The sequence below is a fragment of the Massilia niastensis DSM 21313 genome, from assembly GCF_000382345.1.
GTDB classification, from domain to species: Bacteria; Pseudomonadota; Gammaproteobacteria; order Burkholderiales; family Burkholderiaceae_D; genus Telluria; species Telluria niastensis.
Map to the genome: position 1 here is coordinate 60,172 of NZ_KB908085.1, position 24,499 is coordinate 84,670.

General features: G+C 68.4%; 21 protein-coding genes, 2 tRNA genes and 2 pseudogenes. 10 read left to right on the forward strand and 15 right to left on the reverse strand.

Going from position 1 to position 24,499, the window contains the following annotated elements:
• The first annotated feature begins 60 nt into the window (after positions 1–60).
• Together H162_RS0107880 and H162_RS0107885 are read left to right on the forward strand one after the other, a co-directional pair.
• Entirely contained in the window at positions 61–831 is a 771-nt protein-coding gene (locus H162_RS0107880) for an alpha/beta fold hydrolase (protein ID WP_020652911.1), read from the forward strand.
• 64 nt (positions 832–895) lie between these two features.
• Positions 896–971: transfer RNA gene (locus H162_RS0107885), tRNA-Asn, on the forward strand.
• A gap of 49 nt (positions 972–1,020) precedes the next feature.
• Here the strand turns inward: H162_RS0107885 and H162_RS0107890 are convergent.
• The 4 genes from H162_RS0107890 to purT form a co-directional block, all read right to left on the reverse strand.
• Positions 1,021–1,221: a hypothetical protein gene (locus tag H162_RS0107890; RefSeq protein ID WP_020652912.1), complete on the reverse strand. Its 201-nt coding sequence runs from the start codon at positions 1,219–1,221 to the stop codon at positions 1,021–1,023.
• Between the two features lie 254 nt (positions 1,222–1,475).
• The gene (locus H162_RS0107895) at positions 1,476–2,648 is read right to left on the reverse strand and encodes a PepSY-associated TM helix domain-containing protein (protein ID WP_020652913.1); all 1,173 of its coding nucleotides are present in this window, start codon (positions 2,646–2,648) and stop codon (positions 1,476–1,478) included.
• A gap of 16 nt (positions 2,649–2,664) precedes the next feature.
• Entirely contained in the window at positions 2,665–4,779 is a 2,115-nt protein-coding gene (locus tag H162_RS0107900; RefSeq protein ID WP_040786805.1) for a TonB-dependent siderophore receptor, read from the reverse strand.
• A 145-nt stretch (positions 4,780–4,924) separates the two neighbouring features.
• Positions 4,925–6,139: a formate-dependent phosphoribosylglycinamide formyltransferase gene (gene purT, locus H162_RS0107905; protein WP_026354383.1), complete on the reverse strand. Its 1,215-nt coding sequence runs from the start codon at positions 6,137–6,139 to the stop codon at positions 4,925–4,927.
• A gap of 143 nt (positions 6,140–6,282) precedes the next feature.
• On the opposite strand from purT, the gene H162_RS0107910 reads away from it, so the two are divergent.
• A tRNA-Asn gene (locus H162_RS0107910) sits at positions 6,283–6,358 on the forward strand.
• 101 nt (positions 6,359–6,459) lie between these two features.
• On the opposite strand, the pseudogene H162_RS0107915 reads toward H162_RS0107910, so the two are convergent.
• A pseudogene (locus H162_RS0107915) lies at positions 6,460–6,885 on the reverse strand (FAD-dependent monooxygenase); the annotation flags it as partial.
• A 100-nt stretch (positions 6,886–6,985) separates the two neighbouring features.
• On the opposite strand from H162_RS0107915, the pseudogene H162_RS33140 reads away from it, so the two are divergent.
• Positions 6,986–7,138, forward strand: a pseudogene (locus H162_RS33140) (DUF2798 domain-containing protein); the annotation flags it as partial.
• On the opposite strand, the gene H162_RS0107925 reads toward H162_RS33140, so the two are convergent.
• Positions 7,133–8,119 carry a LysR substrate-binding domain-containing protein gene (locus tag H162_RS0107925; RefSeq protein WP_020652918.1) on the reverse strand — a complete coding sequence of 329 codons (987 nt, stop codon included), beginning with the start codon at positions 8,117–8,119 and terminating at the stop codon, positions 7,133–7,135. The pseudogene H162_RS33140 and the gene H162_RS0107925 sit on opposite strands and share 6 nt — an antisense overlap.
• 97 nt (positions 8,120–8,216) lie before the next feature.
• Between H162_RS0107925 and H162_RS0107930 the strand changes: the two genes are divergently transcribed.
• On the forward strand, positions 8,217–9,311 hold the full coding sequence (locus tag H162_RS0107930) for a tartrate dehydrogenase (RefSeq protein ID WP_020652919.1): 1,095 nt from the start codon (positions 8,217–8,219) through the stop codon (positions 9,309–9,311).
• 16 nt (positions 9,312–9,327) lie between these two features.
• Here the strand turns inward: H162_RS0107930 and H162_RS30380 are convergent, their stop codons facing one another.
• The 4 genes from H162_RS30380 to H162_RS0107950 form a co-directional block, all read right to left on the reverse strand.
• Positions 9,328–10,851 carry an amidase gene (locus H162_RS30380; protein WP_040786807.1) on the reverse strand — a complete coding sequence of 508 codons (1,524 nt, stop codon included), beginning with the start codon at positions 10,849–10,851 and terminating at the stop codon, positions 9,328–9,330.
• A gap of 79 nt (positions 10,852–10,930) precedes the next feature.
• Positions 10,931–11,347, reverse strand: coding sequence for a DUF6691 family protein (locus H162_RS0107940; RefSeq protein ID WP_020652921.1), 417 nt, complete (start codon positions 11,345–11,347; stop codon positions 10,931–10,933).
• Positions 11,344–11,787, reverse strand: a complete 444-nt coding sequence (locus H162_RS0107945) for a YeeE/YedE family protein (RefSeq protein WP_020652922.1) — start codon at positions 11,785–11,787, stop codon at positions 11,344–11,346. The genes H162_RS0107940 and H162_RS0107945 overlap by 4 nt, the downstream gene beginning before the upstream one ends.
• A 66-nt stretch (positions 11,788–11,853) precedes the next feature.
• Positions 11,854–12,150 carry a hypothetical protein gene (locus H162_RS0107950; RefSeq protein WP_229451978.1) on the reverse strand — a complete coding sequence of 99 codons (297 nt, stop codon included), beginning with the start codon at positions 12,148–12,150 and terminating at the stop codon, positions 11,854–11,856.
• Between the two features lie 187 nt (positions 12,151–12,337).
• On the opposite strand from H162_RS0107950, the gene H162_RS0107955 reads away from it, so the two are divergent.
• The gene (locus tag H162_RS0107955) at positions 12,338–13,981 is read left to right on the forward strand and encodes a response regulator (protein WP_020652924.1); all 1,644 of its coding nucleotides are present in this window, start codon (positions 12,338–12,340) and stop codon (positions 13,979–13,981) included.
• Here H162_RS0107955 and H162_RS0107960 read toward each other — a convergent pair.
• Positions 13,963–14,418: a response regulator gene (locus H162_RS0107960; RefSeq protein WP_020652925.1), complete on the reverse strand. Its 456-nt coding sequence runs from the start codon at positions 14,416–14,418 to the stop codon at positions 13,963–13,965. The two genes, H162_RS0107955 and H162_RS0107960, sit on opposite strands and share 19 nt — an antisense overlap.
• Before the next feature lie 9 nt (positions 14,419–14,427).
• Positions 14,428–16,671, reverse strand: coding sequence for an ATP-binding protein (locus tag H162_RS0107965; RefSeq protein ID WP_020652926.1), 2,244 nt, complete (start codon positions 16,669–16,671; stop codon positions 14,428–14,430).
• 188 nt (positions 16,672–16,859) lie between these two features.
• On the opposite strand from H162_RS0107965, the gene H162_RS0107970 reads away from it, so the two are divergent.
• Entirely contained in the window at positions 16,860–18,767 is a 1,908-nt protein-coding gene (locus H162_RS0107970; protein WP_020652927.1) for a hybrid sensor histidine kinase/response regulator, read from the forward strand.
• 36 nt (positions 18,768–18,803) lie between these two features.
• Here the strand turns inward: H162_RS0107970 and H162_RS0107975 are convergent, their stop codons facing one another.
• Positions 18,804–19,994 carry an esterase/lipase family protein gene (locus H162_RS0107975; RefSeq protein ID WP_020652928.1) on the reverse strand — a complete coding sequence of 397 codons (1,191 nt, stop codon included), beginning with the start codon at positions 19,992–19,994 and terminating at the stop codon, positions 18,804–18,806.
• A gap of 169 nt (positions 19,995–20,163) precedes the next feature.
• Positions 20,164–21,411 carry a dienelactone hydrolase family protein gene (locus H162_RS0107980; protein ID WP_229451980.1) on the reverse strand — a complete coding sequence of 416 codons (1,248 nt, stop codon included), beginning with the start codon at positions 21,409–21,411 and terminating at the stop codon, positions 20,164–20,166.
• Positions 21,412–21,669: 258 nt separating this feature from the next.
• Here H162_RS0107980 and H162_RS30390 point away from each other — a divergent pair, with 258 nt between their 5' ends.
• Both H162_RS30390 and H162_RS33940 read left to right on the forward strand, forming a co-directional pair.
• The gene (locus H162_RS30390; protein ID WP_051109897.1) at positions 21,670–22,380 is read left to right on the forward strand and encodes a TolC family protein; all 711 of its coding nucleotides are present in this window, start codon (positions 21,670–21,672) and stop codon (positions 22,378–22,380) included.
• Positions 22,346–22,540, forward strand: a complete 195-nt coding sequence (locus H162_RS33940) for a TolC family protein (RefSeq protein ID WP_020652931.1) — start codon at positions 22,346–22,348, stop codon at positions 22,538–22,540. The genes H162_RS30390 and H162_RS33940 overlap by 35 nt, the downstream gene beginning before the upstream one ends.
• Before the next feature lie 5 nt (positions 22,541–22,545).
• On the opposite strand, the gene H162_RS0107990 is transcribed toward H162_RS33940, so the two are convergent.
• Positions 22,546–23,136 (reverse strand): malonic semialdehyde reductase, encoded by a 591-nt coding sequence (locus H162_RS0107990; RefSeq protein WP_020652932.1) that lies wholly within the window; start codon positions 23,134–23,136, stop codon positions 22,546–22,548.
• Between the two features lie 278 nt (positions 23,137–23,414).
• Here H162_RS0107990 and H162_RS0107995 point away from each other — a divergent pair, with 278 nt between their 5' ends.
• The gene (locus H162_RS0107995; RefSeq protein WP_020652933.1) at positions 23,415–24,488 is read left to right on the forward strand and encodes an LLM class flavin-dependent oxidoreductase; all 1,074 of its coding nucleotides are present in this window, start codon (positions 23,415–23,417) and stop codon (positions 24,486–24,488) included.
• Positions 24,489–24,499: the final 11 nt, after the last annotated feature.

A 24,499-nucleotide genomic window follows, 5' to 3' on the forward strand; every position in this document is an offset into this window, starting at 1 on the left:
CATCCAAGGATGCGGCCTTTTTTGTTTCCAGGGTCTCCCATTGCACAAGAGGATAAGCGTGTGAAGCATCTGCCTCCCAGCCACGGCACTGTCATCGACGGCCAGACCTTCCGCTTCTCGAAGTCGGGGCAGGGCAGTCCCGCCATTGTCCTGCTGAGCGGGGCGGGCGGTCCGCTCGAATCCTGGCACAAGCTGTATCCCGGGATCGAGAAGCTGGGCACCGTGTTCAGCTACGACCGCCCCGGCGTCGGCGGCAGCGGCAAGCCGCGCGAGCCGCAGTATGGCGAGGTCGTGGTGGCGCAGCTGCGCCAGCTGCTGCAGGCGGCGCAGGTGCGGCCGCCCTTCGTCCTGGTCGGCCATTCCTTCGGCGGCCTGCACGCCAACCTGTTCGCGCGCGAGTTCGCGGACGAGGTGAGCGGGGTGCTGTTCCTCGAGGCCACGGCGCCGGAGGATGTGGCGGCGATGAAGCGTTACCAGTCGGGACTGCAGCGGGCGGTGGTGGGGCTGCTCGACCGCATGTCGCCGCGCCATCCCAACGACGAGATCCGCAACGAAGCCGAGACGGTGAAGGATATCCTGGAGGCGCCGGCGTTTCCGCAGGTGCCAGTGACGGTCATCTCGGGCGCCAGGCGCCTGCCGCGCTGGCTGATGCCGGACGCCGCGGTGCGCGAGCGCGAGCGCAACCAGCTGGGCCTGGCGGCGCTGTCGCCGCTGGGGGAGCGGATCCTTGCCGAACGCAGCACGCATTTCCCGCAGATGTCGGAACCGGAGCTGGTGCTGGAGGCGCTCGCCCGCCTGGTGGCGCGGACGAAGTCGGTCTTGCGCGGGTAAACAGTTCTTATTGTTATCCCGGCGTTTGCGAAATCGGGAAGAGCGGGTATAATGCGGCCTCCTTTCCCTGATAGCTCAGTCGGTAGAGCGACGGACTGTTAATCCGCAGGTCCCTGGTTCGAGTCCAGGTCGGGGAGCCAGAATACGAAGGGCCGCATGCAAGTGCGGCCCTTTTTGTTGTTGCCGACCCTATTGTTTTGCCTGCGACAGCACGCAGCGTGCGTTCACGTATTGTTCGTGCCACACCAATCCCTTCTGCTCCTGCGGCGCATTCTTCATCAGGAACTCGCGCGCCGCCTCGCACGCCTCCAGGTTCCTGAACTCGTGGGTCGTGATTTGCGCAGGTGATCCGGACGCTGCTGCGATTGCAATCAGAATATAGCTAAACATGTTCGTTCTCCACGTGTTCGTATCATCAGCAACAGTGTTGGCGGGAGGGGATGCATCTTGTGGCGACCACCGCGAAACGGCCGTTGTCCGGCATGTTAGCGGGTTTGGGAGGGCGCGCAAATGTGGGTGTCGAGTGCGTGCCGGCCTGTTCGCACAAAGGCAACGCAGGTGCACCGGCAGGCCGCGAAGGCAGGGATGCATCGCCGCCGATGGCGGCAATGCCATTGAATGAGGGAAGGGAGTGCGGGCGCCGGCTACTTCGGCATGGCCGCTACCGGCTGCGTGGATCGGTTTGTTTGCCGCTCCTGCAGGGCCGCCAGCTTCTGCTCCGCCGTCACCGTCCTGCGCTTCCACCACAGCACCAGTCCGCTCCACAGCACCCAGATGCTCAGCAGGTCCAGCCCCACCCACAGGATCTTGAGCGCCATCCCGCCGTAATCCCCGAAATGCAGGGGCTGCGACAGCATCAGGGTCGACACATACCACGGCATCTCCCCGCTGGTCACCACCTGGCCGGTGCGGGCATCGATCATCACGATCGACAGCAGCTTCGAGGTCAGCGGCGTATTGCCCTGCATGAAGGCCATGAAATGCTGGGGCGTGGCGAAGTCGTTGCCCGGATAGGCCATGAAGCTCAGCGACTTGCCCGGCTGGGCGCGCTGTGCGGCCGCCACCGCGGCTTCGGCCGACACCGCCCCCTGCACCGGCGGCTGCCGGCGGAAGGGCTCCGCCAGCGCCTTCAGTTCGCTCGCCTGCCATGCCGCGAAGATCGGCTGGTTCAGCGCATTGATGGTCCCGGTCACGCCCACCACCAGCAGCCACACCAGGGTCACCATGTCCAGCAGGTTGTGCTGGTCGAGCCACTTCACCCGCGCGGCGCGGTCGCGCCGGATGCTGCCGAAGCGCAGCTTCTTCATGAACGGCCCGTACACATGGATGCCCGAGACGATCGAGGCCGCCAGCAGCAGTCCCATGAAGCCGAGGAACAGCGTCCCGCCCAGTCCCGCATACATGTCCACATGCAGGCGCAGCATCACGTCCATGAAGCCTTTGCCGAGCGGGAATTCGCTGAGGAATTCGCCGGTGCGCGTGTCGTAGGTGTAGAAGGCCGTCAGCCCCGGCGAATCGACCCGGTCGGCCATGCGCACGTAGATCAGCTCCGGCTCGTCGGCCTCGGCCACCAGGAATTGCGGCACGTCCTGCGGCCGGCGCGCCTGGGCGTCGGCGACGATGGCGTCGATGCTGGCGCGGCCGGCGTGACCGCTTTGGCCGACCTCCAGCTGCGGCGGGTCGGCGCTGTAGCCGAGTGCGTGGTTGATCTCGTGCGAAAAGATCAGCGGCAGACCCGTGATGCAGAGCATCAGCAGGAACAGCGTGCAGACCAGGCTGGTCCATTTGTGCACGGCATACCAGGCGCGAAAGCTCATTCCTGTTTCCTGGGGCTTAGAACGACGCATGCAGGGTCAGCTCGACGCTGCGCTCGGCGCCCATCCAGCAGTTCTGGGCGCTGTGGCAGGCGCCGACGTAGCGCTTGTCGCCGAGGTTGCTGGCGGTGAGCCCCACGCGCCAGGTCTTGTTCAGGCGGAACATGGCCGCCGCGTCGAACACGGTGTAGGAAGGCACGGTGCCGCTGTTGGCCGCGTCCATCTGGCTTTCGCCGACGTAGCGCACGCCGGCGCTGAGGTCGAGCGCTGCGAGCGGCTGGTAGTTCAGCCACAGCGAAGCCTGCCTGTCCGCGACCCAGACCGGGGTCTTGCCGACCAGCGAAGGATCGGATGCATTCTCCGTCACTTCCATGTCGAGATGGGTCAGGCCCAGGGTGAAGTCGAGGCGGTCGGTGACGGCCTGGTTCCACGATACTTCCACGCCCCTGGAGCGCACTTCGCCGTTCTGGGTGTACTGCATGAAGTCCGGCGTGTTGACCACCACGTTCTGCTTCCTGATGTCGAATACCGCCGCCGTCAGCTGGGTGCCGCCGTCCTGCGAGCGGTACTTCAGGCCGCCCTCGACCTGCCTGGCGGTGGTCGGCTTGAAGGCCTGGCCGGTCAGCGAATCGACGCCCGAGGTCGGCTCGAACGAGGTCGAGTAGTTCAGGTAGGGCGCGAAGCCGTTGCCGAGCTGGTAGATCGCGGCGGCGCGGCCGCTGGTGCGGCGCTGCGCGATCGAAGTGGTGCTCGACGACGGGAAGCCGTCGTAGCTGGAATCGTTCACGTCCTCGCTGCGGTAGCGGTCGCGGCGCACGCCGCCCAGCAGGGTCAGCGCGCCGATCTTTACTTCGTCCTGCAGGTAGAAGCCGAGCTGCGACTGGCGGATCGCGTGGCGCTCGGTGTAGAAGCCGAAGGGCAGGGCGGCGACGTCGAACAGGCGGTGGTTCGGATTGCCCAGGTCGATCGACGGCGTACCGGTGCCGAGCGTGTCGCCATAGCGCACGCCGGTGCGCAGCTTCTGGTAGTCGACGCCGGCCAGCATGTGGTGGGTGAAGGCGCCGGTGCGGAAGCGGAAGGCCAGCTGGTTGTCGACCACGAAGCCGTGCATGTCCTCGTCGGTGAAATAGGCCGAGCGGGTCAGGGTGCGCCCGTCGTCCAGCAGGCCGGTGTTGTAGGTGTTGCGCTGCAGGCCGCTGGCCTCCGTGTAGCGGAAGTTCTGCAGGAAGCTCACCGTGTCGTTGAACGCGTGCTCGAACTTCCAGCCCGCCAGCGTCGCCTCGCGCTCCATGCCCGACCAGCCGGCGTCGCCGGCGAAGGTGTCGGAGTCCAGGCGGCCATACGGCGCGTCGCGCAGCGTGCCCAGCGCCGGCAGCGGCGTGGACGGGATCAGGGCCGGATCGTCCTGGTAGTACAGGTTGACGTTCAGGCGGGTCGACGGGCTGATGCGCCAGGTGACCGAGGGCGCGACCAGGCGGCGCTCTTCCTTCGTCGTCACCTGCTGGCCGTCGCGCTCGCGCGCCAGCGCGACCAGGCGGTAGTCGACGTCCGGCGCCAGCGCACCGGTGCTGTCCAGCGCCAGTTCGCGCAGGGCATTGGTGCCGATGCGCGCGCGCACCAGGTGCTCGGGTTTCGAGCGCGGCTGCTTGGCGGTCTGGTTGACCATGCCGCCCGGCGGCGCCGAACCGTACAGCACCGAGACCGGGCCTTTCAGGATCTCGACGCTTTCGGTGGCGAAGGCGTCCACCTGCGGCACCAGGTTCCACAAGCCGTCGTACTGCAGCGGCAGGCCGTCGTAGTAGTTGCGGTAGCTCTCGAAGCCGCGGATCGTGTACTGGTCGAAGATCGTCACGGTGGGGCGGCTCTCCGGGGTCACGCCCGGCACGTAGCGCAGCGCCTCGTTGACGCTGTCGGCCTGGCGCGCGCCGAGCAGCTCGTTGTCGTAGATCTCGTAGCTCATCGGCGCTTCGATCGGCTTGAGGTCCGACTTGGTGCCGGTGGTGCGGTAGCCGGTGGCGGTGACGAATACCTGGGCCGTGTCGCCTGCGGTCTGGCCGGCTGCGTAGGCCGGGGCGAGGGTGGAGAGGATGAGCAGACCCAGCAGGCTGCGCTTCGGAATCACGGGAGTAGGCATGGCGTTCTTCTTGTAATGCGAATGGAAATGAGAATGATTATCAATTACTATGAAAATCATGTCAATTCGCAAAAAAACAACGGCGCAGCACGCCAAGCCTTGCTGCGCCGTCAATCCCCGCAATGCCGGGCTGCGGAAGGGGCGGTCAGCGTTTGCCTGAGACCGGCTTGACCCGGGCGGCGGCTTCGCGCGCGCGTTCGCGGGCGGTCTCGATGTCGCCGGCGCTGGCCAGCGCCACGCCCATGCGGCGGCGCGCGAAGGACTCGGGCTTGCCGAACAGGCGCAGGTCGACGCCCGGCACGCGCAGCGCCTCGGCCACGCCCTCGAAGGCGATGCCGGCTTCGTCCAGCTGGCCGTAGATCACGGCGGAGGCGCCGGGTGCGCGCAGGCTGGTGTCGACCGGCAGGCCGAGCACGGCTTTCGCGTGCAGCTCGAATTCGCTCTGCAGCTGGCTCGCCATGGTCACCATGCCGGTGTCGTGCGGGCGCGGGCTGACTTCCGAGAACCACACCATGTCGCCCTTGACGAACAGTTCGACGCCGAACACGCCCAGGCCGCCGAGGTTGGCCGTGACCCTGGCCGCGATGTCGCGCGCGCGTTCGAGCGCCAGCGGATGCATCGGGTGCGGCTGCCACGATTCGACGTAGTCGCCATGCACCTGCCGGTGGCCGATCGGTTCGCAGAAGCCGGTCTCGACCTGTCCGTCGGCGCCGAGCGAGCGCACGGTCAGCAGCGTGATCTCGTAGTCGAAGTCGATGAAGCCTTCGGCGATCACGCGGCCCGCGTCGACCCGGCCGCCGCTGGCGGCGTAGTCCCAGGCCGACTTGACGTCGCGCGCCGCGTCGACCTTGGACTGGCCCTTGCCGGACGAGGACATGACCGGCTTGACCACGCAGGGGAAGCCGACCTCGAGGCAGGCCTGTTCCAGCTCGGCCAGGCTGCTGGCGAAGCGGTAGGGCGAGGTCGGCAGGCCCAGCTCCTCGGCGGCCAGGCGGCGGATGCCTTCGCGGTTCATGGTCAGCTGGGCGGCGCGCGCGGTCGGGATGCAGGTGATGGCGCCCGCGGCTTCCAGTTCGGCCAGCGTGGCGGTGGCGATGGCCTCGATTTCCGGCACCACCAGGTCGGGGCGTTCCTGCGCGATCAGGGCGGCGAGGGCGGCGCCGTCGGTCATGTCGATCACATGGGCGCGGTGCGCCACCTGGTGGCCCGGCGCGTTCGGGTAGCGGTCGACCGCGATGACTTCCACGCCCAGGCGCTGGAGGGCGATGATCACCTCCTTGCCGAGTTCGCCGGAGCCGAGCAGCATCACTTTGGTGGCCGAAGGGGAGAGCGGGGTGCCGAGAGTGCGGGAAGTGGTCATGGTCTGTCTGTGGAGCGTTGGTGGACTGGCATGCGGCCAGGGTGGTGGGACTATAGCAAAGGGGCCGGCCCCGTGCAGGCGGCGCACCGTTTGCATCCGGCACTAGGCAAACCGGGATTGCCCCGCTATAATGCGGCCTCTTTTCCCTGATAGCTCAGTCGGTAGAGCGACGGACTGTTAATCCGCAGGTCCCTGGTTCGAGTCCAGGTCGGGGAGCCAGAATCATCGAAGGGCTGCGTGCAAACGCAGCCCTTTGTCATTTCCGGCGCGCCAACGAAAGGCACGCCCTGCGGCGTGCCCTGGTCCGTGCGCGCCGCGCCTCAGTCGGCCAGGCAGTGATCCGCCCGCCACCCATACAGCCACTCGAGCGCGTCGTAGAAGCGCTCGGGCGAGGGTCCTTTCCACAGGTCGTTGCGGACCAGCCGCTCGACGCCGCTGGCATGGCACAGGCGGCCGAATTCGCGCGTCATCAGCACCACCCGGGCGGTCCGCGCCACCCGCGAGCGTTCCAGCGCTATGAACGCTCCCTGGGCGAGGTAGTGCAGCAAGGGGCGGGCGACGTCGCCGGGCAGGGTGCTGCGGCCGTAGCTCCAGCGGCCGATCGGCTCGCGGTCGGCGGTGGCCCAGCGCTTCCAGCTGGTCGGCAGATGGAGCAGCTGGTGCGGCAGCGGGTGCATCCGGGTGAAGCAGGACAGCACTTCTTCCTGGCCACGGCTGTGGAAGGTCACGACCAAGTTGTACTGTTGCGCTGGCGCTCGACGCCGGGGGCACGGTCGGCGCCGGCAAGACCCAGGGCGGCGTCATGCCCGGCCTCAGGCACGTCTTCTGATCCAGCGGGCATACCCGATGCGCATCATCCCAAGGGGCTACCAGCATGTCGTGTTCGGCGTGATCCAGTCGGGGCTGACCTGCGCGGTCAGCGCCTTCGTCGCCAGCGCTTCCCGCATCGGCCAAGGCGGCTTCGTCCGCCACTGGTTCTCCTTGTGGCTGCTCTCATGGGCGACCATGCTGCCGGTCGTGCTGGTCGCCGCCCCGTCCATCCGCCGGATCATCGAGCGCTGCACGCGGCACTGGGGCGCCGGGAGCCGGCAGGCCGGCCAGGCAGGCCTGCAGGAACTCGACGCAGACCCGGATCTTGGCCGATCCCGCCAGCCGCTGGGGATAGACCGCCCACACGTTGGCTTCCTGGGTGTAGTCGGGAAGTATCCTCACCAGCTTGCCTTCGTCCATCGATGGCTGCACGTCCCACAGCGAACGCAGCACGATGCCCAGGCCGTCCGTCGCCCAGCGCAAGGCGATTTCGCCGTGGTTGGTCGACAGCGAGCCCGAGACCTTGACCGTCTCGTCGCCGTTCCTGCCGTGCAGCCGCCATACGCCGAAGGGGTGGTCCCTTTCCTTGATCGCCAGGCAGTTGTGGCTCGCGAGCTCCTGCAGGCTTTTCGGCGTGCCGTGGCGCGCCAGGTAGGCGGGCGCGGCGCACAGGATGCGGTGGTTCGACATCAGGCGCCGGGCGATGAGCGTGGGGGCGATCTCGTCGCCCACCCGGATATCGAGGTCGAAGCCCTCCGCGACGATATCGACCAGCCGGTCGAAGACCTCGAAGCGGATCTGCAGCCCCGGGTAGGTCCCGACCAGCTGCGCCATCGCGGGCGCCGCCACGTTCCTGCCGAAACCGAAGCTGCTGCTGATCCTGACCCGTCCGCGCGGCTCGCGGCGGCGCTCGGAGACCTCGTCGAACAGGTTGTCGATGCCTTCCAGGATCGCCTGCGCATGGGCATAGATGCGTTCGCCGTCCTCGGTGATGACGACGCGGCGGGTCGAGCGCTGGAACAGGCGCACCCCGAGTGACTCCTCGAGGATGCCGATGCGCTTGCTGACATAGGCGGGCGACATGCCCAACTCTTCCGCCGCGGCGGCAAAGCTCGACCGGCGCGCGGCGGCGACGAAGACCCGCAGGTCGGCATTCTCGAGATTATTCACGATTCGTGTCTTCTGAAATCACATTGAAGGGGATTATAAACAGAAGCAGTGCAATGTATCCTTGCTCTCAATTAAACCGGTCTCGAAAGGAAATGCCATGAAAGTGTTCAAGATTGCGGCCATCGCCGGCGATGGTATCGGCAAGGAAGTCCTCCCCGAAGGCATCAAGGTGCTGGAAGCAGCCGCGAAGCGCTTCGGCCTGCAGCTCGAATTCACCCACTTCGAGTGGGCCAGCTGCGACTACTACCTGAAGACCGGCGACATGATGCCGCCCGACTGGAAGGAACAGCTGTCCGGCATGGACGCCATCTATTTCGGCGCGGTCGGCTGGCCCGAGACGGTGCCCGACCACATCTCGCTGTGGGGTTCGCTGATCAAGTTCCGCCGCGAGTTCGACCAGTACATCAACCTGCGCCCGGTGCGCCTGTTCGAAGGCGTGCCTTGCCCGCTGGCCAACCGCAAGCCGGGCGACATCGATTTCTTCGTGGTGCGCGAAAACACCGAGGGCGAGTACACCAACCTGGGCGGCATCATGTACCCCGGCACCGAGCGCGAAGTGGTGATCCAGGAGTCGGTGTTCAGCCGCCACGGCGCCGACCGCGTGCTGCGCTATGCCTACGAGCTGGCCAATTCCCGGCCGCGCCGCCACCTGACCGTGGCCACCAAGTCGAACGGCGTCGCGATCAGCATGCCCTGGTGGGACGGCCGCGCCGACGCCGTCGGCAAGGATTATCCGGAAATCACGGTCGACAAGCAGCACATCGACATCCTCACCGCGCGCTTCGTGCTGCAGCCGAACCGCTTCGACGTGGTGGTGGCCTCCAACCTGTTCGGCGACATCCTGTCCGACCTCGGCCCGGCCTGCACCGGCACCATCGGCCTGGCGCCGTCGGGCAACCTGAACCCGGAACGGAAATTCCCCTCGCTGTTCGAACCGGTGCACGGCTCGGCGCCCGACATCGCCGGCAAGGGCATCGCCAACCCGGTGGCGATGATCTGGTCGGGCGCGATGATGCTGGCCTTCCTCGGCGACGGCCCCGACGCGGGACCGGAGCTGCGCAACGCGCACGACGCCATCGTGGGCGCGATCGAGCAGGTGCTGCGCGAAGGTCCGCGTACCGGCGACCTGGGCGGCAAGGCCACCACGATCGAAGTCGGCGACGCGATCGCCGCGCTCCTGGCGCAGGGCTGACGAAAAGACCGGGCGCCTACACCGCCAGCGCTGCCGCCCTGGGTGCGCCGGCGGTCATCGCGGGCAGGCGCATGAACCAGGGCTGGGCCTGTTCGAGCTGGGCCGCCAGCTGCAGCAGCCGGTCTTCGCGGCCGAAGGGCGCCACGAACTGCACGCCCAGCGGCAGCCCGTCGGCGGTCCAGTACAGCGGCACCGACATCGACGGCGTGCCGGTCATGTTCGACAGTTGGGTGAACGGCACGTAGCGCAGGTTGTCGCGCGCGATCCGGTCGACCGTGCTGTCGAGCAGGCCGAGGCGGGCCAGGAGTCCCAGCAGGCCGCTGCCTTGCAGGAAACCCAGCACCGCCCGCTGCCCGGCCGGCACGTCGCCGGCGCCGTGGCGCACCGGCGGATGGGCCAGGGTCGGCGTCAGCAGCAGGTCGTAGCGCTGGTGAAAACGCCCGAGCGCCCGGGCGAAGGTATTCCACTGCGCCAGCTGGGCGGTCAGCGCCGGCGCATCCATGGCCCGTCCGAGCGTCACCAGCAGGCGCGTCATCAGCTCGATCTCATCGCCTTCCGCGCCGCGCGCCCTGTTTTGCGCGACCAGCGCCGGCACCTGGCCGAAATAGACGTGCAGGTAGCTCTTCGCCAGCGCCGCGCCGTCGATCCCGGGCGCGGCTTCCTCGACCTCGTGGCCCAGCCTGGCCAGCAGCGCCGCCGCATGGCGCACCGCGTTCACCGCTTCCGGATGCACTTCGGCGCCGATCGGCGAGACGGCGCTGAAGCCGATGCGCAGCCGGCCCGGCTCGCGCCGCACCAGTTCCGCATACGGTGCGCAAGGCGGGGCGATCACGAACGGGTCGCCCGGCTCGGGACCCTGCAGCACGTCGAGCGCGCGCGCCGTGTCGCGCACGCTGCGCGACAGCACGCCCTCGCTGTTGGCGCCGAACCAGATCTCGCCCGCCTGCGGCCCGGACGAGACCCGGCCGCGCGACGGGCGCAGCCCGAACAGGCCGCAGCAGGCCGCGGGGATGCGGATCGAGCCGCCGCCGTCGTTCCCGGCCGCCATCGGCACGATGCCGGCCGCCACCGCCGCGGCCGCGCCGCCGCTCGAGCCGCCCGGCGTGTGGGCGAGGTTCCAGGGATTGCTGGTGCGGCCGAACAGCCCGGGATCGGTCACGGCCTTGAGGCCGAACTCGGGCAGGTTGGTCTTGCCGAACACGACCAGCCCGGCGTCGAGGTAGCGCCGCACCACGGCCGCATGCTCATGCGGTATGTAGCCGCGCATCGAACGGCTGCCGCTGCAGGTCGGCAGGCCGGCATAGTCCTGCAGGATGTCCTTCAGCAGGAAGGGCACGCCCGCGAACGGGCCATGCAGCGGCTCGCGCAGCCGGGCGCGGGCCTGGGTCTCCATCAGCCGGCAGACCGCGTTGACCCTGCCATGGACGTCGGCGTTGCGCGCCAGCGCCAGTTCCAGCAGTTCGCCGGGGGTGACCGCGCCCTCGGCGACGAGGGCGGCGAGGGACGTGGCGTCGTGGCGCAGGTAATCGGCAAATTGCATGGGGCGGCTCCAGGTGAACTTGCCCAAGATGACATATTCCGGCGCCGGGCCTGTCAAGCGAAACCTGTAGAGGGGGAACTCAGCGCCGCCTGCGTTCCAGCAGTTCGTAGATGCCCATGCCCGCCACCATGGCCCCGAAGAACAGCAGCGGTTTCATTCCGCCCAGCGCCACCGAGACCAGGGCCGGCCCCGGGCAATAGCCGGCCAGGCCCCAGCCCACGCCGAACACCACGCTGCCGAGCACCAGGCGGCGGTCGATGGCCGAGGAGGCCGGCAATTGCGGCGCTGCGCCCAGCAGGGTGCGGCGGCGCCGCACGACGAAGGCGTAGGCCGGCGTGGCCACCAGCAGGGCGCCGCCCATCACGAACAGGAGCGACGGATCCCAGGCCCCCGCCAGGTCGAGGAAGGCCAGCACCTTGGCCGGATTGGCCAGGCCGGACAGCAGCAGGCCGGCGCCGAACACCAGTCCGGCCAGCAGGGCGGTGAGCAGGCTCATGGCGCGGCCAGCCCGGCGACGTGGCGCAGCAGGAACACGCTGGCGAAGCCGGTCGCCATGAAGGCGGCGGTGGCGGCCAGCGAGCGCGGCGAGCGGCGCGCCAGGCCGCAGATCCCGTGGCCGCTGGTGCAGCCGGAGGCGTAGCGGGTGCCGACGCCGACCAGCAGGCCCGCCAGCAGCAGGGCCGGCACGCTCGCCGCCACCTCGGCCGCCGGCAGCGGCGCCAGCAGCGCCCAGCCGAGCGGCGCGGCCAGCATGCCGGCGATGAAGGCCAGGCGCCAGCCGGTGTCGCCGCGCACCGGGCGCAGCAGGCCGCCGAGGATGCCGCTGATGCCCGCGATGCGCCCGTTCAGCAGCAGGAAGGCGGCGCTCGCCAGGCCGATCAGCAGCCCTCCGGCCAGGGAAGTCCAGGGAGTGAAATGGTTCCAGTCGATGCTCATGGCCCCTCCACGTGGCGGCAGTGCACGAAGCATAGTTGTAGCACCGCCGGCGCTCGAGAGCCAGTCCTAGCGCCGCTGTTTCTTGCTGTTCGAGGTGAAGGTGCGGGTATGGAAGCCCGGCGGCTTGTTCGCCACCCAGGCGATGAAGGCCTGGATGTCCTCGTGCGCGCGCAAGGCTTCCCAGGTATGGTATGAATGATGCAACTCGCGCTCCGACAATGTCGAGTGGATCTTGCGGTGGCAAATCTTGTGGATCGGGAACTGTTCCTTGCCTTTGTAGGTTTTCGGAATCAGGTGATGGCGGTCGATGTTCACCGTTCCCAGAACGCGCCCGCACAGCGGACAGGTTTCCTCCTCGGACACGATTGCTCCTGCGAATGACGGCATGTATCCCATATGGCGCCGTAGACGGACCTTGCAAGAGCATGTCGTCAATACATAGCACGGAAACATTATTCCCGACACATTTTACAAATGCATGGTGTAGAATTAATGCTTACCTTTTTGCAATACCCTTGGTGGGACCAGCCCTGAAAGCGACGCCGTTGCAATGATCGAAGACGACTCCACCGCTTGTTCCGTGCTGTTGATCGACGATGAGTCCTTTGCCCAGGACATCATCGCCCATGGCTTGCAAGGCTGTACCGGCCACACGCTGTGCTATGAATCGAGCGCCCCCCGTGCGGTCGAGGTGGCGCGCGCGGTGAAGGCGACCGTGGTGCTGGTCGACCTGCGCATGCCCGACCTCGACGGCTTCGAGGTCACCGCGCTGCTGCGCGCCCATCCCGAGACCGCGGACGTGCCGGTCATCCTGCTGTCTTCCGAAGACGATCCCGACATCAAGGCCAAGGCCTTCGCCGTGGGCGCCAACGACTACCTGGTCAAGTGGCCCGACCCGCGCGAACTGGTGGCGCGGGTGCGCTACCACAGCGGCGCCTGCGTCGCGCGGCGCCAGCGCGACGCGGCCTTCGCCTCGCTGCGCCTGAGCCAGGAACAGCTGGCCGCGAGCCAGTCGGCGCTGCACCAGGCGCAGAAGATGGAAGCGATCGGCCAGCTGACCGGCGGCGTGGCGCACGACTTCAACAACGTCCTCCAGATCATCGGCGGCAACCTCCAGCTGCTCAAGCTGGTCGGCGGCCTGCACGACGCCGCGCGCATCCGCGTCGAGATGGCGCTGGCGGGCGTCGAGCGCGGCGCCAAGCTGGCCTCGCACCTGCTCGCGTTCGCGCGCCGCCAGCCGCTGCAGTCGGTGGTCATCGACCTCGGCCACCTGCTGCGCGAGATGGACGACATGATGCGGCGCGTGCTCGGACCGAGCGCGCGCATCGTCACCGAGATCGAGCCGGGCCTGGGCCGCACCATGGTCGATCCGAACCAGCTCAACAACGTGCTGCTGAACCTGGCCATCAACGCGCGCGACGCCATGGCCGGCGGCGGCACCCTCACGATCAGCGCGCGGAACGCCGGCGCCGGCAGCGCGCTGCCGCCCGAGGTCTCGCAAGGCGACTATGTGCTGATCGAGGTGGCCGACACCGGCAAGGGCATGCCGCCCGAGGTCGTGCTGCGCGCCTTCGAGCCCTTCTTCACCACCAAGCCGACCGGGCAGGGCACCGGCCTGGGCCTGTCGATGGCCTATGGCTTCGTCAAGCAGTCCGGCGGCGAGATCCTGCTGAGCAGCGAGGTCGGGCGCGGCACCAGCGTCCGCATCTACCTGCCGCGCTGCGAGGCCGCGCCGAGCGTCGCCGAGCCGCTGCAGCCCATGCCGCTCAGCGGCGGCCTGGAGACCATCCTGGTGGTCGAGGACGAGGACGAGGTGCGCTCGTCGACCTGCGGCATCCTGTCGGCGCTCGGCTACGAGGTGCTGGAAGCGGCCGATGCGTCGGGGGCGGCCGAGATCATCGAGGGCGGCCGCCATGTCGACCTGGTGTTCACCGACGTGATCATGCCGGGACCGGTCAGCAGCCTGCAGCTGGGCGAGATCGTGCGCGAGCGCCTGCCCGAGTGCCAGATCCTGTACACCTCGGGCTATGCGGAAGGCGTGCTGGCGCACGAGGGCAAGCTGGACGCCTCGGTCCACCTGCTGCAGAAACCCTACCACCCGGATGCGCTCAGCGCGCGCATCCGCCACCTGCTGCGGCGCACCCGCCGGGCGCCGGGGCGGGCGGCTTCCCAGGCTCAGCTGGGCTTGACGTAGCGGCGCGAGCCTGGCGGCGGTTCGTTCAGCACCGCCCAGAAGATGCCGAGGTCGGAGATCGCGCGCACGAATTCGGTGAAATCCACGGGCTTGACCACATAGGCGTTCACCCCGAGTTCGTAGCTGCGGATCAGGTCCTGTTCTTCCTTCGACGAGGTCAGCATGACGACCGGGACCGGCTTCAGGCTCTCGGTCTGGCGGATTTCCTTGAGCACCTCCAGGCCGTCGACCTTGGGCAGCTTCAGGTCGAGCAGGATCACGGCCGGGTTGCCGACCGCGCGCCTGGCATACTCGCCGCGGCGGTGCAGGTAGTCGAGCGCCTCGGCGCCGTCGCGCACCACGACAACCTCGTTCGCGAGCTGGCTTTTCGCCAGCGCGATGAGGGTCAGCTCGAGGTCGTTCGGGTTGTCTTCCACCAGCAGGATGGGCTTGAGCATGATGCGGCCTTAAGGGGTTGGGAGTTGTTTCGGGATACTGAAGGAGAAGGTCGCGCCTTCGCCCTGGACGGAGTCGGCCCAGGCGCGGCCGTTGTGGCGCTCGACGATGCGGCGCACGTTGGCCAGGCCGATGCCGGTGCCCTGGAAGTCTTCCATCCGGTGCAGGCGCTGGAACACGCCGAACAGCTTGTGCACGTAGTCCATGTTGAAGCCGGCGCCGTTGTCGGCCACGTGGAACACGGTGTCGGTGCCGGTGTCCTCGAAGGTGATGCGGATCACGGCCGGGTCGCGCTGGCTGGTGAACTTGACCGCGTTCGACAGCAGGTTGTACACCGCCAGGTGCAGGAAGCTGGGATCGGCATGGACCGTGGGCAGGGCGTCGATGTGCCAGTCCACGTTGCGGTCGCGCATGTCGATGGCCAGCTTGTCGATGCAGGCCGAGACCAGTTCGGCCATGTCGACCGTGGTCGGGCGCAGGGCCGCGCGGCCCATCTGCGAGAACGACAGCAGGTCGTCGACCAGCTTGCCGGCCAGGCGCGCCGATTCCTTGATGTTCTTCAGGAAGCGCTGGCGGCGGCCGGCGTCCTCGGCGCCGTCCGACTCGAGCAGGAGGTCGGAAAAGCCGACGATATGGCGCAGCGGCGCGCGCAGGTCGTGCGAGACCGAGTACGAGAAGGCTTCCAGTTCCTTGTTGGCGCGTCCCAGCTCCTCGGCCAGTTCGGCCATCTGCTCGGCGCGCTCGAGGGCGATGCCCAGCAGGGCGCTGCGGAACTCGGTCGTCAGCTCGATCTCGGCGCTGTGCCAGGGCAGGCTGTGGCCGTGGATGGTCTCGCGCCAGGCGGCGAAGCTCTGGCGCGGCGACAGCTGCGTCGGCGCGTCCGGCGACGCCTGCTTTTCGTACGGGTTGCCGGCCCACTCGACGGTCCGCACCAGCTCCGGGCGGAACCACAGCAGGTAGTGCTTGTGGATGCGCGAGATCGGCAGCGCCAGCAGGCCGCTGGCGTTGCGGACCAGGTCGCGCGCCGGCGGATACAAGGACGCCAGGTGGCTGGTGTGGAATACCTCGGTGTGGCCCTGCACCGCGAGCCAGGTGGAGAGGTCGCGGATCGCCTGCTCGTCGGGCGTGTCGCCGTAGCCGAGGATGCGGTCGTCGGCGACGATCGCGACCCCGCCCGCGCGCGCGAAGCGCAGCAGCTCGGGGAACACGCCGCTCATGTTTTCCAGGAAGTCGCTGCCCTTGGTCAGGTGGCCGAGCAATTCGACCATCACGCGCCGCACCTCGAGGCGGAACTGCAGTTCGCGCGCGTCCTCGCGCGACTCGATGCACAGCGCCAGGATCTGGCCCAGCTGCTCGCAGGCGGTGCGCTTCTCGACCGGCACCGGGCAGGGCGTGGCGTTATGGCAGGAGACCAGGCCCCACAGCTTGCCCTTGACGACCAGCGACACCGACATCGAGGCCAGGGTGCCCATGTTGCGCATGTATTGCAGGTGCACCGGCGAGACGCTGCGCAGGGCGGCGAACGACAGGTCGTTGGCGGCGCCGGTCGCGGGATTGCGCGGCGGCACCAGCGCGGAAGGGTGGTAGTTCGCGTCCTGGATCAGGCGGATCGGCGACAGCGTGTACAGTTCGCGCGCCTGGGCCGGGATGTCGCTGGCCGGGAACGACTGGCCGAGGTAGGAGTGGTAGCCTTCGGCCTTCGATTCGGCCACCACGCGGCCGTGGCCGTCCGGGTCGAACTGGTAGATCATCACGCGGCCGAAGCCGGTGACCGCGCGCACGTGGCGCGCCGCCACGTCGGTCAGGGCCGGGATCGAGGCATGCTCATTGACCTTGGCCAGGAAGTCGCTGATCAAGGGGTACAGGTGGCGGAAGTCGGCCGGCTGCGGACGGTCGACCCGCTCGAACTCGGCGATGACCAGCTTGTCCCAGGCGTGGCCGAGGACGTCGAAATGGCGGCCGTTTTCCAGGGTCACGGTGCCCAGGTAGAGCGGGCGCGATCCCAGCGCGCCGCCGCCCAGTTCCGGCGCCAGGCGCGCATGCGCGGCCGCGCCCAGGACGCTCGCCAGCGGCCGGCCCAGCACCTGGGCCACGGCGCAGCCGGTCCAGTCTTCCAGGTTGGCGCTGGCCTGCAGCACCTCGAGCGCGGGCGACAGGGTCAGCATGAAGCCATGCGGCTGGATGCTGCCGGGCGTGCGGATCGGCTCGCGATCGCAGGAGGAGAGGTCGAGGTCGGCGGGTTGGGCCTGGGTCATGTGCTCTTGGTGAGACGCGAAATAACAGGCAAGTATTGTAACGGAAACGCCACCCGGCAATTCACACCCTGCCATTTTCACAACAGCCGAGGCGCCGGCCTGGCTCAACAGGGCGGGGTCTTATTGCTGGGCAGATGTATGATAGGATGATTTTTTGGCCCCCCAGTATTTCAGGAAGCGCAAGGCCCATGGACTCTTCTTTACCAGCAAGGCAGGAACTGACCGGCGAACTGCGGTTTCAGTATCTGATCGCTGGCATCAGCGATTACGCGATCTACATGCTCGACCCGCAGGGCTACGTCAACAGCTGGAATGCGGGCGCCCAGCGCTTCAAGGGCTATGTCGAACAGGAGATCCTGCACCAGCACTTCTCGCGCTTCTACACTCCCGAAGACCAGGCCAGCGGCCTGCCGGCGCGCGCGCTGGCCGAGGCCCTCGAGCAGGGCAAGTTCGAGGCCGAAGGCTGGCGGGTGCGCAAGGACGGCACCCGCTTCTGGGCCCACGTCGTCATCGATCCGATCTACGACGAGCACCGCACGCTGCTGGGCTACGCCAAGATCACGCGCGACGTCACCCAGCGCAAGCTGGCCGAGGATGCGCTGCGCGACAGCGAGCAGCGCTTCCGCCTGCTGGTGCAGGGCGTGACCGACTACGCGATCTACATGCTGTCGCCGGAAGGCGTGGTGTCGAACTGGAACGTGGGCGCCGAACGCATCAAGGGCTACACCTACGACGAGATCGTCGGCCAGCATTTCTCGCGCTTCTACACCGACGAGGACCGCCTGGCCGGCGTGCCGGCGCGCGCGCTCGGCACCGCGGGCGTCGTCGGCCGCTACGAGGCCGAAGGCTGGCGCATGCGCAAGGACGGCACCCGCTTCTGGGCCCACGTCATCATCGACGCGATCCGCGGCGATGACGGCGAGCTGCTCGGCTTTGCCAAGATCACGCGCGACCTGACCGAGAAGAAGGCGGCGGCCGACGAACTGGCGAAGACGCAGGCGGCGCTGTTCCAGGCGCAGAAGATGGAATCGATCGGCCAGCTGACCGGCGGCATCGCGCACGACTTCAACAACCTGCTGTCGGTGCTGGCCAGCGGCCTGGAAGTGCTGAACATGAGCCGCCCGGGCGGGACCGACGCCAAGACGATCGACAGCATGCGGCGCGCGATCGACCGCGGCGCCACCCTGACCCAGCAGCTGCTGGCGTTCGCGCGCCAGCAGCCGCTGCAGCCCGAGACCCGCAACGTCAACCGCCTGATCAGCGGTTTCGAGTCGGTGCTGCGGCGCGCGGTCAACACGGCGATCCGGTTCGAGCTCAGGCTCGATCCGCAGGTGCGCAACACGGTGATCGACGCGGCGCGCTTCGAGTCGGCGCTGCTGAACCTGGTGGTCAACGCGCGCGACGCCATGCCCGACGGCGGCCGCATCGAAGTCTCGACCGCCAACGTAAAACTGGCCGCCGGCGACGCCGGCACCGCGCCGCCGGGCGAGTACGTGTGCATGACCGTGACCGACAGCGGCACCGGCATGCCGCCGGACGTCGCGGCGCGCGCCTTCGAGCCGTTCTTCACCACCAAGGAAGTCGGCAAGGGCACCGGGCTGGGGCTGTCGCAGGTGTATGGCTTCATCAAGCAGTCGGGCGGCGAAGTCACGATCCGCAGCGGGGAAGGCGAGGGCACCGCGATCTCGATCTACCTGCCGGCGGTCGCCGCGCACGACCACGACTTCCATCCGGTCCAGACCGAGGCGGTGCTGATCGTCGAGGACGAACCCGACCTGCTGGACGTCGCCTCGGCGCTGTTCATGAGCATGGGCTACGACGTCATGACCGCCGCCAGCGCCCAGGAGGCGATGAAGGTGCTGGCCAGCCGCGACGTCGACATCCTGTTCACCGACGTGGTCATGCCGAACGGGATCAACGGCATCGAACTGGCCGCCTACACGCGCGAGAACTACCCGCACATCAAGGTGATGCTGGCTTCCGGCTATCCGCAGCCGGCCCTCAAGCTGGACCGCAACCGGCTCGGCGAATTCGCCTTCGTCAGCAAGCCCTACCGCCTGTCGGACCTGGCGCGCAGCCTGCGCAGCGTGCACTGACGGCGCCGCACGTCGGTACGCCGTTGCGTTGAACAGTTACAACCCGAAGATGATGTCGCTGATCCGCTCGTACAGCGGATCGGCCGACGGCCCCCGGTTCGGCCAGTTCAGGATGTCGAAGTGGTCGTAGCCCGGATAATTCCCGAGGAAATTCCAGGTCCCGCGCAGCGAGCTGCCGTCGTAGTCGCGCGCCGGGTGGCCCGCGGGCGCGCGCATGCTCACCGTGTTGACCACGCCGTCGTTCGGAAACCAGTCGCTGTCGATCCGCACCCGTCCCGGCGCATGCTGGGTGTAGCCGCCGATCCCGTTCTGCAGCAGGGACGGCACGATCCATTCGCCGGCGAAGGACTTGAAGTAGGGGATCATGTCCGCGCGCGGATACTGGTGGGACGTGGTCTGGATCGGCGCGATCACGCGGTCGGTGCCGTTGCAGCACCAGCTGCCGGCCTCGGTCGCCAGCGTGCCCACCGAATAATAATAGACATGCGGGGAGGTGCGCGCCCAGCGGTTGAATTCGCGCGCGCCATCGGGCGCCAGCTCCCAGCGGGCGGCGCGGTTGCCGAATAGCTCGCGCAGCGGCAGGCGCAGGCTGGGCAGGACCGCAAGCACGGCGTCGCTCAGGGTGGTGCCGTTGTGCGGGGCCGAGATGGTCGTCACGCTGCGCACCCAGCCGGCCTTCCCGCCGCCGTACAGCTCAGCGCCGCCTTCGTCCTCGGGCGAGCCGTGTTCCAGCAATTCCACCAGGGCGCGGATCGTGGTGCCGCCCTGGCTGTGGCCGATCAGGTGGATCGGGTGGCGCGCGTCCCATGCGGGATAGAGCGCCAGCGGATAGCCGTGCGGGTTGTTCGCCGGGTCGGCGGCCCAGCACTTGCCGGGCGGCTTCTGCAGCTGGCCGGGGATGCCCTGGCGCCGCACGTGGGCCGCGCCATAGTCGACGCAGCCGCCCTTGATCTGGGCGTACAGGTCGGCGGCGCGGTCCCAGTTCGAGTTGATCGGGCCGACGCCCGCCGCGTACACCGTGCGCGGCCCGCGGTAGACGCGCATGTGGGCGGCGATGTCGCCGTAGCCGCCCCAGTAGCTGAAGCCGCTGCGCTCGAACTCGTCCGGACCGAAGCCGAGGAAGCCGTGCACCAGGATCACAGGATCGTTATTGGCGGCGCCGACAGGCAGGCCCAGCGCGGCAAGCGCGAGCAGGGCGGCGGCGCACGTGTGAGAAACGCGCAACATCTTCCTTCTCCAATCAATGGCATCAGGCACATTGTCGGAGTTGCCGGGACAGGCCGGTTTGCGCTGGGTCGGACGGCGATGCGACAGCGGTTTTCACGCACGGAAACAGTGCGCGCCAGGCTTGACACGGGCTGCGCCCCGGCCGCCGCTGGCGGCCGGGGAGGGATCATCAGCGGGTGCTACCCACCGAGGTGGTCGGCGCGGAGCTGGCCGGCGCCGCCGGCGCCGGCGTGGCCGAGGCGGTTGCGCGGATCTTCTCGGCCTGGTCGATGCGTTCGCCGTTCCAGACCACATAGTCGTCGACCGAGTACAGGGTGCACGGCTCGGTGCTCTTGGCCGTGCAGGTGGCCAGCGCGCGGCCGCCCGGGTCTTCGCCTTCCTCGGCCCAGGTCCAGGCGCCGCTCGGCGACACCGCGAAGGCGCGCGGGGTCATCTTGGTCAGGTAGTCGCCATAGGCGCGCTTGCCGTTCTCCGACAGGAAGGGTACGGCGTCGACGTCGTCCACCTTCGCATACCCGGTCTTGGCGGGGCTGGGCGGGGCCGGCACCTCGAACAGCACCCTGGTCGGCATCCCGATCTCGTTCAGGAATTTCTCGGTGTCGGCCAGCCACACCTTTTCGCCGTCGCGGCTGGCCAGCATGCCGTGCGCGTCGCGCTTGAAGGGGGCGAATTCGACCAGGCGCGCGCGCCCGCCGGCCTGCTCGAAGGCGGCGTGCATGCGCTGCGCCAGCTCGGGGCCGAACAGCGAATCGTTCTGGCCATACATCCACAGGCTCGGCAGCTTGTTCCTGGTGCCGTATTCGGCGAAGGCCGACACCAGCTGCGAGCGCCATGCGCAGCGGTCGCTGTCGTCGCGCAGGCCGCCGGCGAAGTTGATCAGGCCGCGCACGCCGGGCAGGTCCTGGGTGCCGAGCGCGATCGTGGCCAGGCCGCCGTAGGACTGGCCGGCGACCACGATGTGCTCCTTGTCGATCCAGCTCTGCTGGTGCGCATAGGCCAGCGTGGCGCGGATGTCCTCGGCCTGGCTGTAGCCGTTGGCGGTCATGTCGCAGCCGTGGTCGCGGTAGCGGCCGGTCGAATTGGCGAAGCCCTGGCGCATCGGCACCATCACCGCGTAGCCGCGCTTCACGAAGGCGGTGGCCATGTGATAGAAGCGGTCGCGCTGCTGCAGGCTGGGGCGGCCCGAGTCCTTGCCGTGGTTGATGATGATGAGCGGGAAGGGGCCGGAACCGTTCGGCTGGAAGACGGTCGTCTCCAGCATCGCCTGTCCTTGGGAGCCCGCCGGCACCTGGACGATGCGCTCGTTCATCCTGTAGTCAAGTTGCAATTCCTGCTGGATCGCGACCCCTGGCAACATGCCCAGGGAAACGATGACGGCGGCGAACAGGGAACGGACAGATGGGCGTGCTTTCAACATGGAGGGGACTCTGGATTGCGTGCCGATGAAAATAATTTCCGTAAGGAATAACTTGATTCTAGGCAGGCAGAATAGGTAGAGCAATATCCGTTTGGCCAGTTACAACGCAAAATTTTTGCATGTGATCAAAGAGGCTATTCAATTGCTCCACGGACATGCGCAGCTGGGCCGGTTCCGAGTTCGCCGCGCTCGCGCCCGACAATGCCCCCGGCAACTTCGTCAAGATCGCCCAGCGCATCCCGGCACGTCTCAGCATCGATGCCGAGCATCGACGAGTTGACGCAGGAAGCCGCGCTGGACGCCGCCGCGCTGGCGGTGGCGGCGAACACCGCCTCGGGCTACCTGAACCTGCTCGGGCTGCACGCCCAGCTGGCCTTGGCGAAAGCAACCCTGGCCTCGCGCGAGCGTTCGTTCGCGCTGGCGCGCCACCAGTTCGAGGTCGGCTATGGCTCCCAGCTCGAGATGGCGCAGGCCGAGGCCGAGCTGCGCGCCACGGCCGGCGCCATTCCGCAGCTGGAGCGGGCGATCGCCCAGCAGGAACAGGCGCTCAATCTGCTGGCGGGCGCCAGCCCCGGCCCGGTGGCGCGCGGTACGGGCCTGGCGGCGCTGCACATGCCCGACACGGCCCCCGGCCTGCCATCCGAACTGCTGCGCCGCCGGCCCGGCATCGCCCAGGCCGGGCGCGCCGTGGCGGCCAGCGACGCCAGCCTGGCGCGCCTGCTGCGTTCACCTGTGGAATTGTGGAGCATCGGCGGCAGCGCGCTGGCGCCGATGCTCGACGGGGGCTGCCTGCGGGCCCAGGCCGGGATCGCCGCCACGGTACGCGACCGCGCCGTGTTCACCTACGAGAATGTGGTGCGCGGCGCGTTCTCGGAAACCGAGAATGCGCTGGCCGGGATCGACACCCTGACCCGCCAGCTGGTCGAAGCCGACGGTGGCCGCCGGCGAGGTGCTGCGGGTGGCGCATAACCGCTATGCGAACGGCTACGCCTCGTATCTCGAAGAGCTGGACGCCCAGCGCACTGCCTTCGACGCCGACCTCGGCGTGCTGCAGTTGCGCGCCAGCCTGCTGGCGGCGCACGTCGACCTGTACCGCGCGCTCGGCGGCGGCTGGACTCCCGCACCCTGACGCGCTCAGAGCACGCTGACGGCCTGCTCGAAGTTCAGGCGCGGATTGCGCGGGTGGAGCGATTCCGGGTCTCCGTAGCCGAGGTTGACCAGGAAGTTGACGCGATAGCGCCCGTCAGGGAAGAACTCCTTGTGGACAGCGGCCGCATCGAAGCCGGACATCGGGCCGGCGTCGAGGCCGAGCGCACGCGCCGCCAGGATCAGGTAGCCGCCCTGCAGCGAACCGTTGCGCTGAGCGGTCGCGTCGAGCAGGGCGGGATTGGCGTCGAACAGCGCCTTGGCGTCATAGGCCGGGAACTGTTCCGGCAGATGCTCGTGGAAGCTCGAGTCGTGCGCGACGATGACCACGGCCGGCGCAGCCAGCGTCTTGTCGCGGTTGCCTGACGACAGGGCGGGGGCGAGCCGCTGTTTCGCTTCAGGCGAGCGCAGGATGACGTAGCGCGCCGGCTGCGCGTTGAAGGCGGTCGGTCCCCACTTCAGCAGGTCGTACAGGGCGGTGATGGTCGCATCGTCGACGTCGCGCGGCAGGAAGCGGCTGTAGGTGCGGGCGTTGCGGAACAGTTGGTCGAGTGCGGTGTCGTTCAGTGGTGCAGGCAAGGTGGTGGCTCCTCCGGCAGGTTCTTCGATTATAGCGCCGGGTTCGCACCGGGTGAACGAAGCATCCCGAGGAAGCATATTCGGAACCCGTCCTGGCGGGCTGCCCTGCGGTCCATGCTGTGCGGCGCGCAGCAGGCTGTCGCTTTGCAGCCAGCGGCGGCGTCCCTTGTGCTGCTTTGGCAGCAGTCCGGTCCTCCAGGCGCTTGGCACGCATCCTGCTCGGCTAAAGCCAGCCTGCCGCAGATCGCCATGGCGCCACCATCACAAGAGGATCCTGCATGACTACTGAATTCATCTGGCAACTGCCGACCAGCGGCGACGGCCGCTACGGAAACGCCGAGTCGACCCGCCGCGGCGAACGCACCACGCCCGGCCATGTTCCCTTCACCGAAGGCGTGAGCGATCCGCGCGGCGACCGCTTCAACTACTTCGACTACCTGCACCAGGTGGCGCGCGCCGCCGACCTCACCGGTTTCGACGGCGTGCTGGTGCAGCACGACCTCGAAGGCGACGAGTCGTGGATCGCCGCCGCCTACCTGGCGCGCGGCACCCGCCGCGTCAGGCTGATCGCAGGCTTCGATGCGTCCTGGGGTTCCGCGGTGTACGCGGCCAAGAACGCGGTCAGCTTCCAGCGCGCCAGCGGCGGGCGCTTCGCCTGGCAGATCGGCCAGGGACCGGACGCCGCGACCCGCCGCCGCCATGCCGACAACGTCGACGACGGGGATGTGCTGGCGCGCATCGACGAGCTCGTGACCGTCGCGCGCGGCGTGCAGACGGGTGCGCCGTTCGACTTCAAGGGCCGCTTCTTCGAAGTGCAGGGCGGCGGCTTCCGCGGCCCGCTGGCGGGCAATCCGCTGCCGCCGGTGTACCTGGGCGGTGACTCCGAGGCGGCCTTCGCCCTGTCGGCGCGCCAGGCCGACGTCCACGTGCTCGACGCCGCGCCGCTCGAGCAGTTGCGCCCGGCCATCGCGCGCCTGCAGGCGCTGGCGGCGGAGCAGGGACGCCCGCTTTCGATCGGCCTGCGCATCGACGTGCTGGCGCGCGAGAGCGCGGAAGAAGCCGTGCGCGACGCCGAGACCTACTGGGCGCAGACGGGACGCGGCGCCGAGGATCCGGCCGGCTTCGCCGACAGCCAGTTCTGGGAGGACTTCGCCACCCGCCGTACCGGCGCCCGCGGCGCGCTGGTGGGCAGCTACGGGCAGGTCGAGCAGCGCCTGGCCGAGTATGCCGAAGCCGGCATCTCCAGCTTCGTGCTCGGCGCCACGCCGCACCTGGAAGAAGCCTACCGCTTCGGCGAGCACGTGCTGCCGCGCCTGCGCGCCCGGCTGAACCAGGACCGCCAGGCGGCCTGACCGATCCCCGC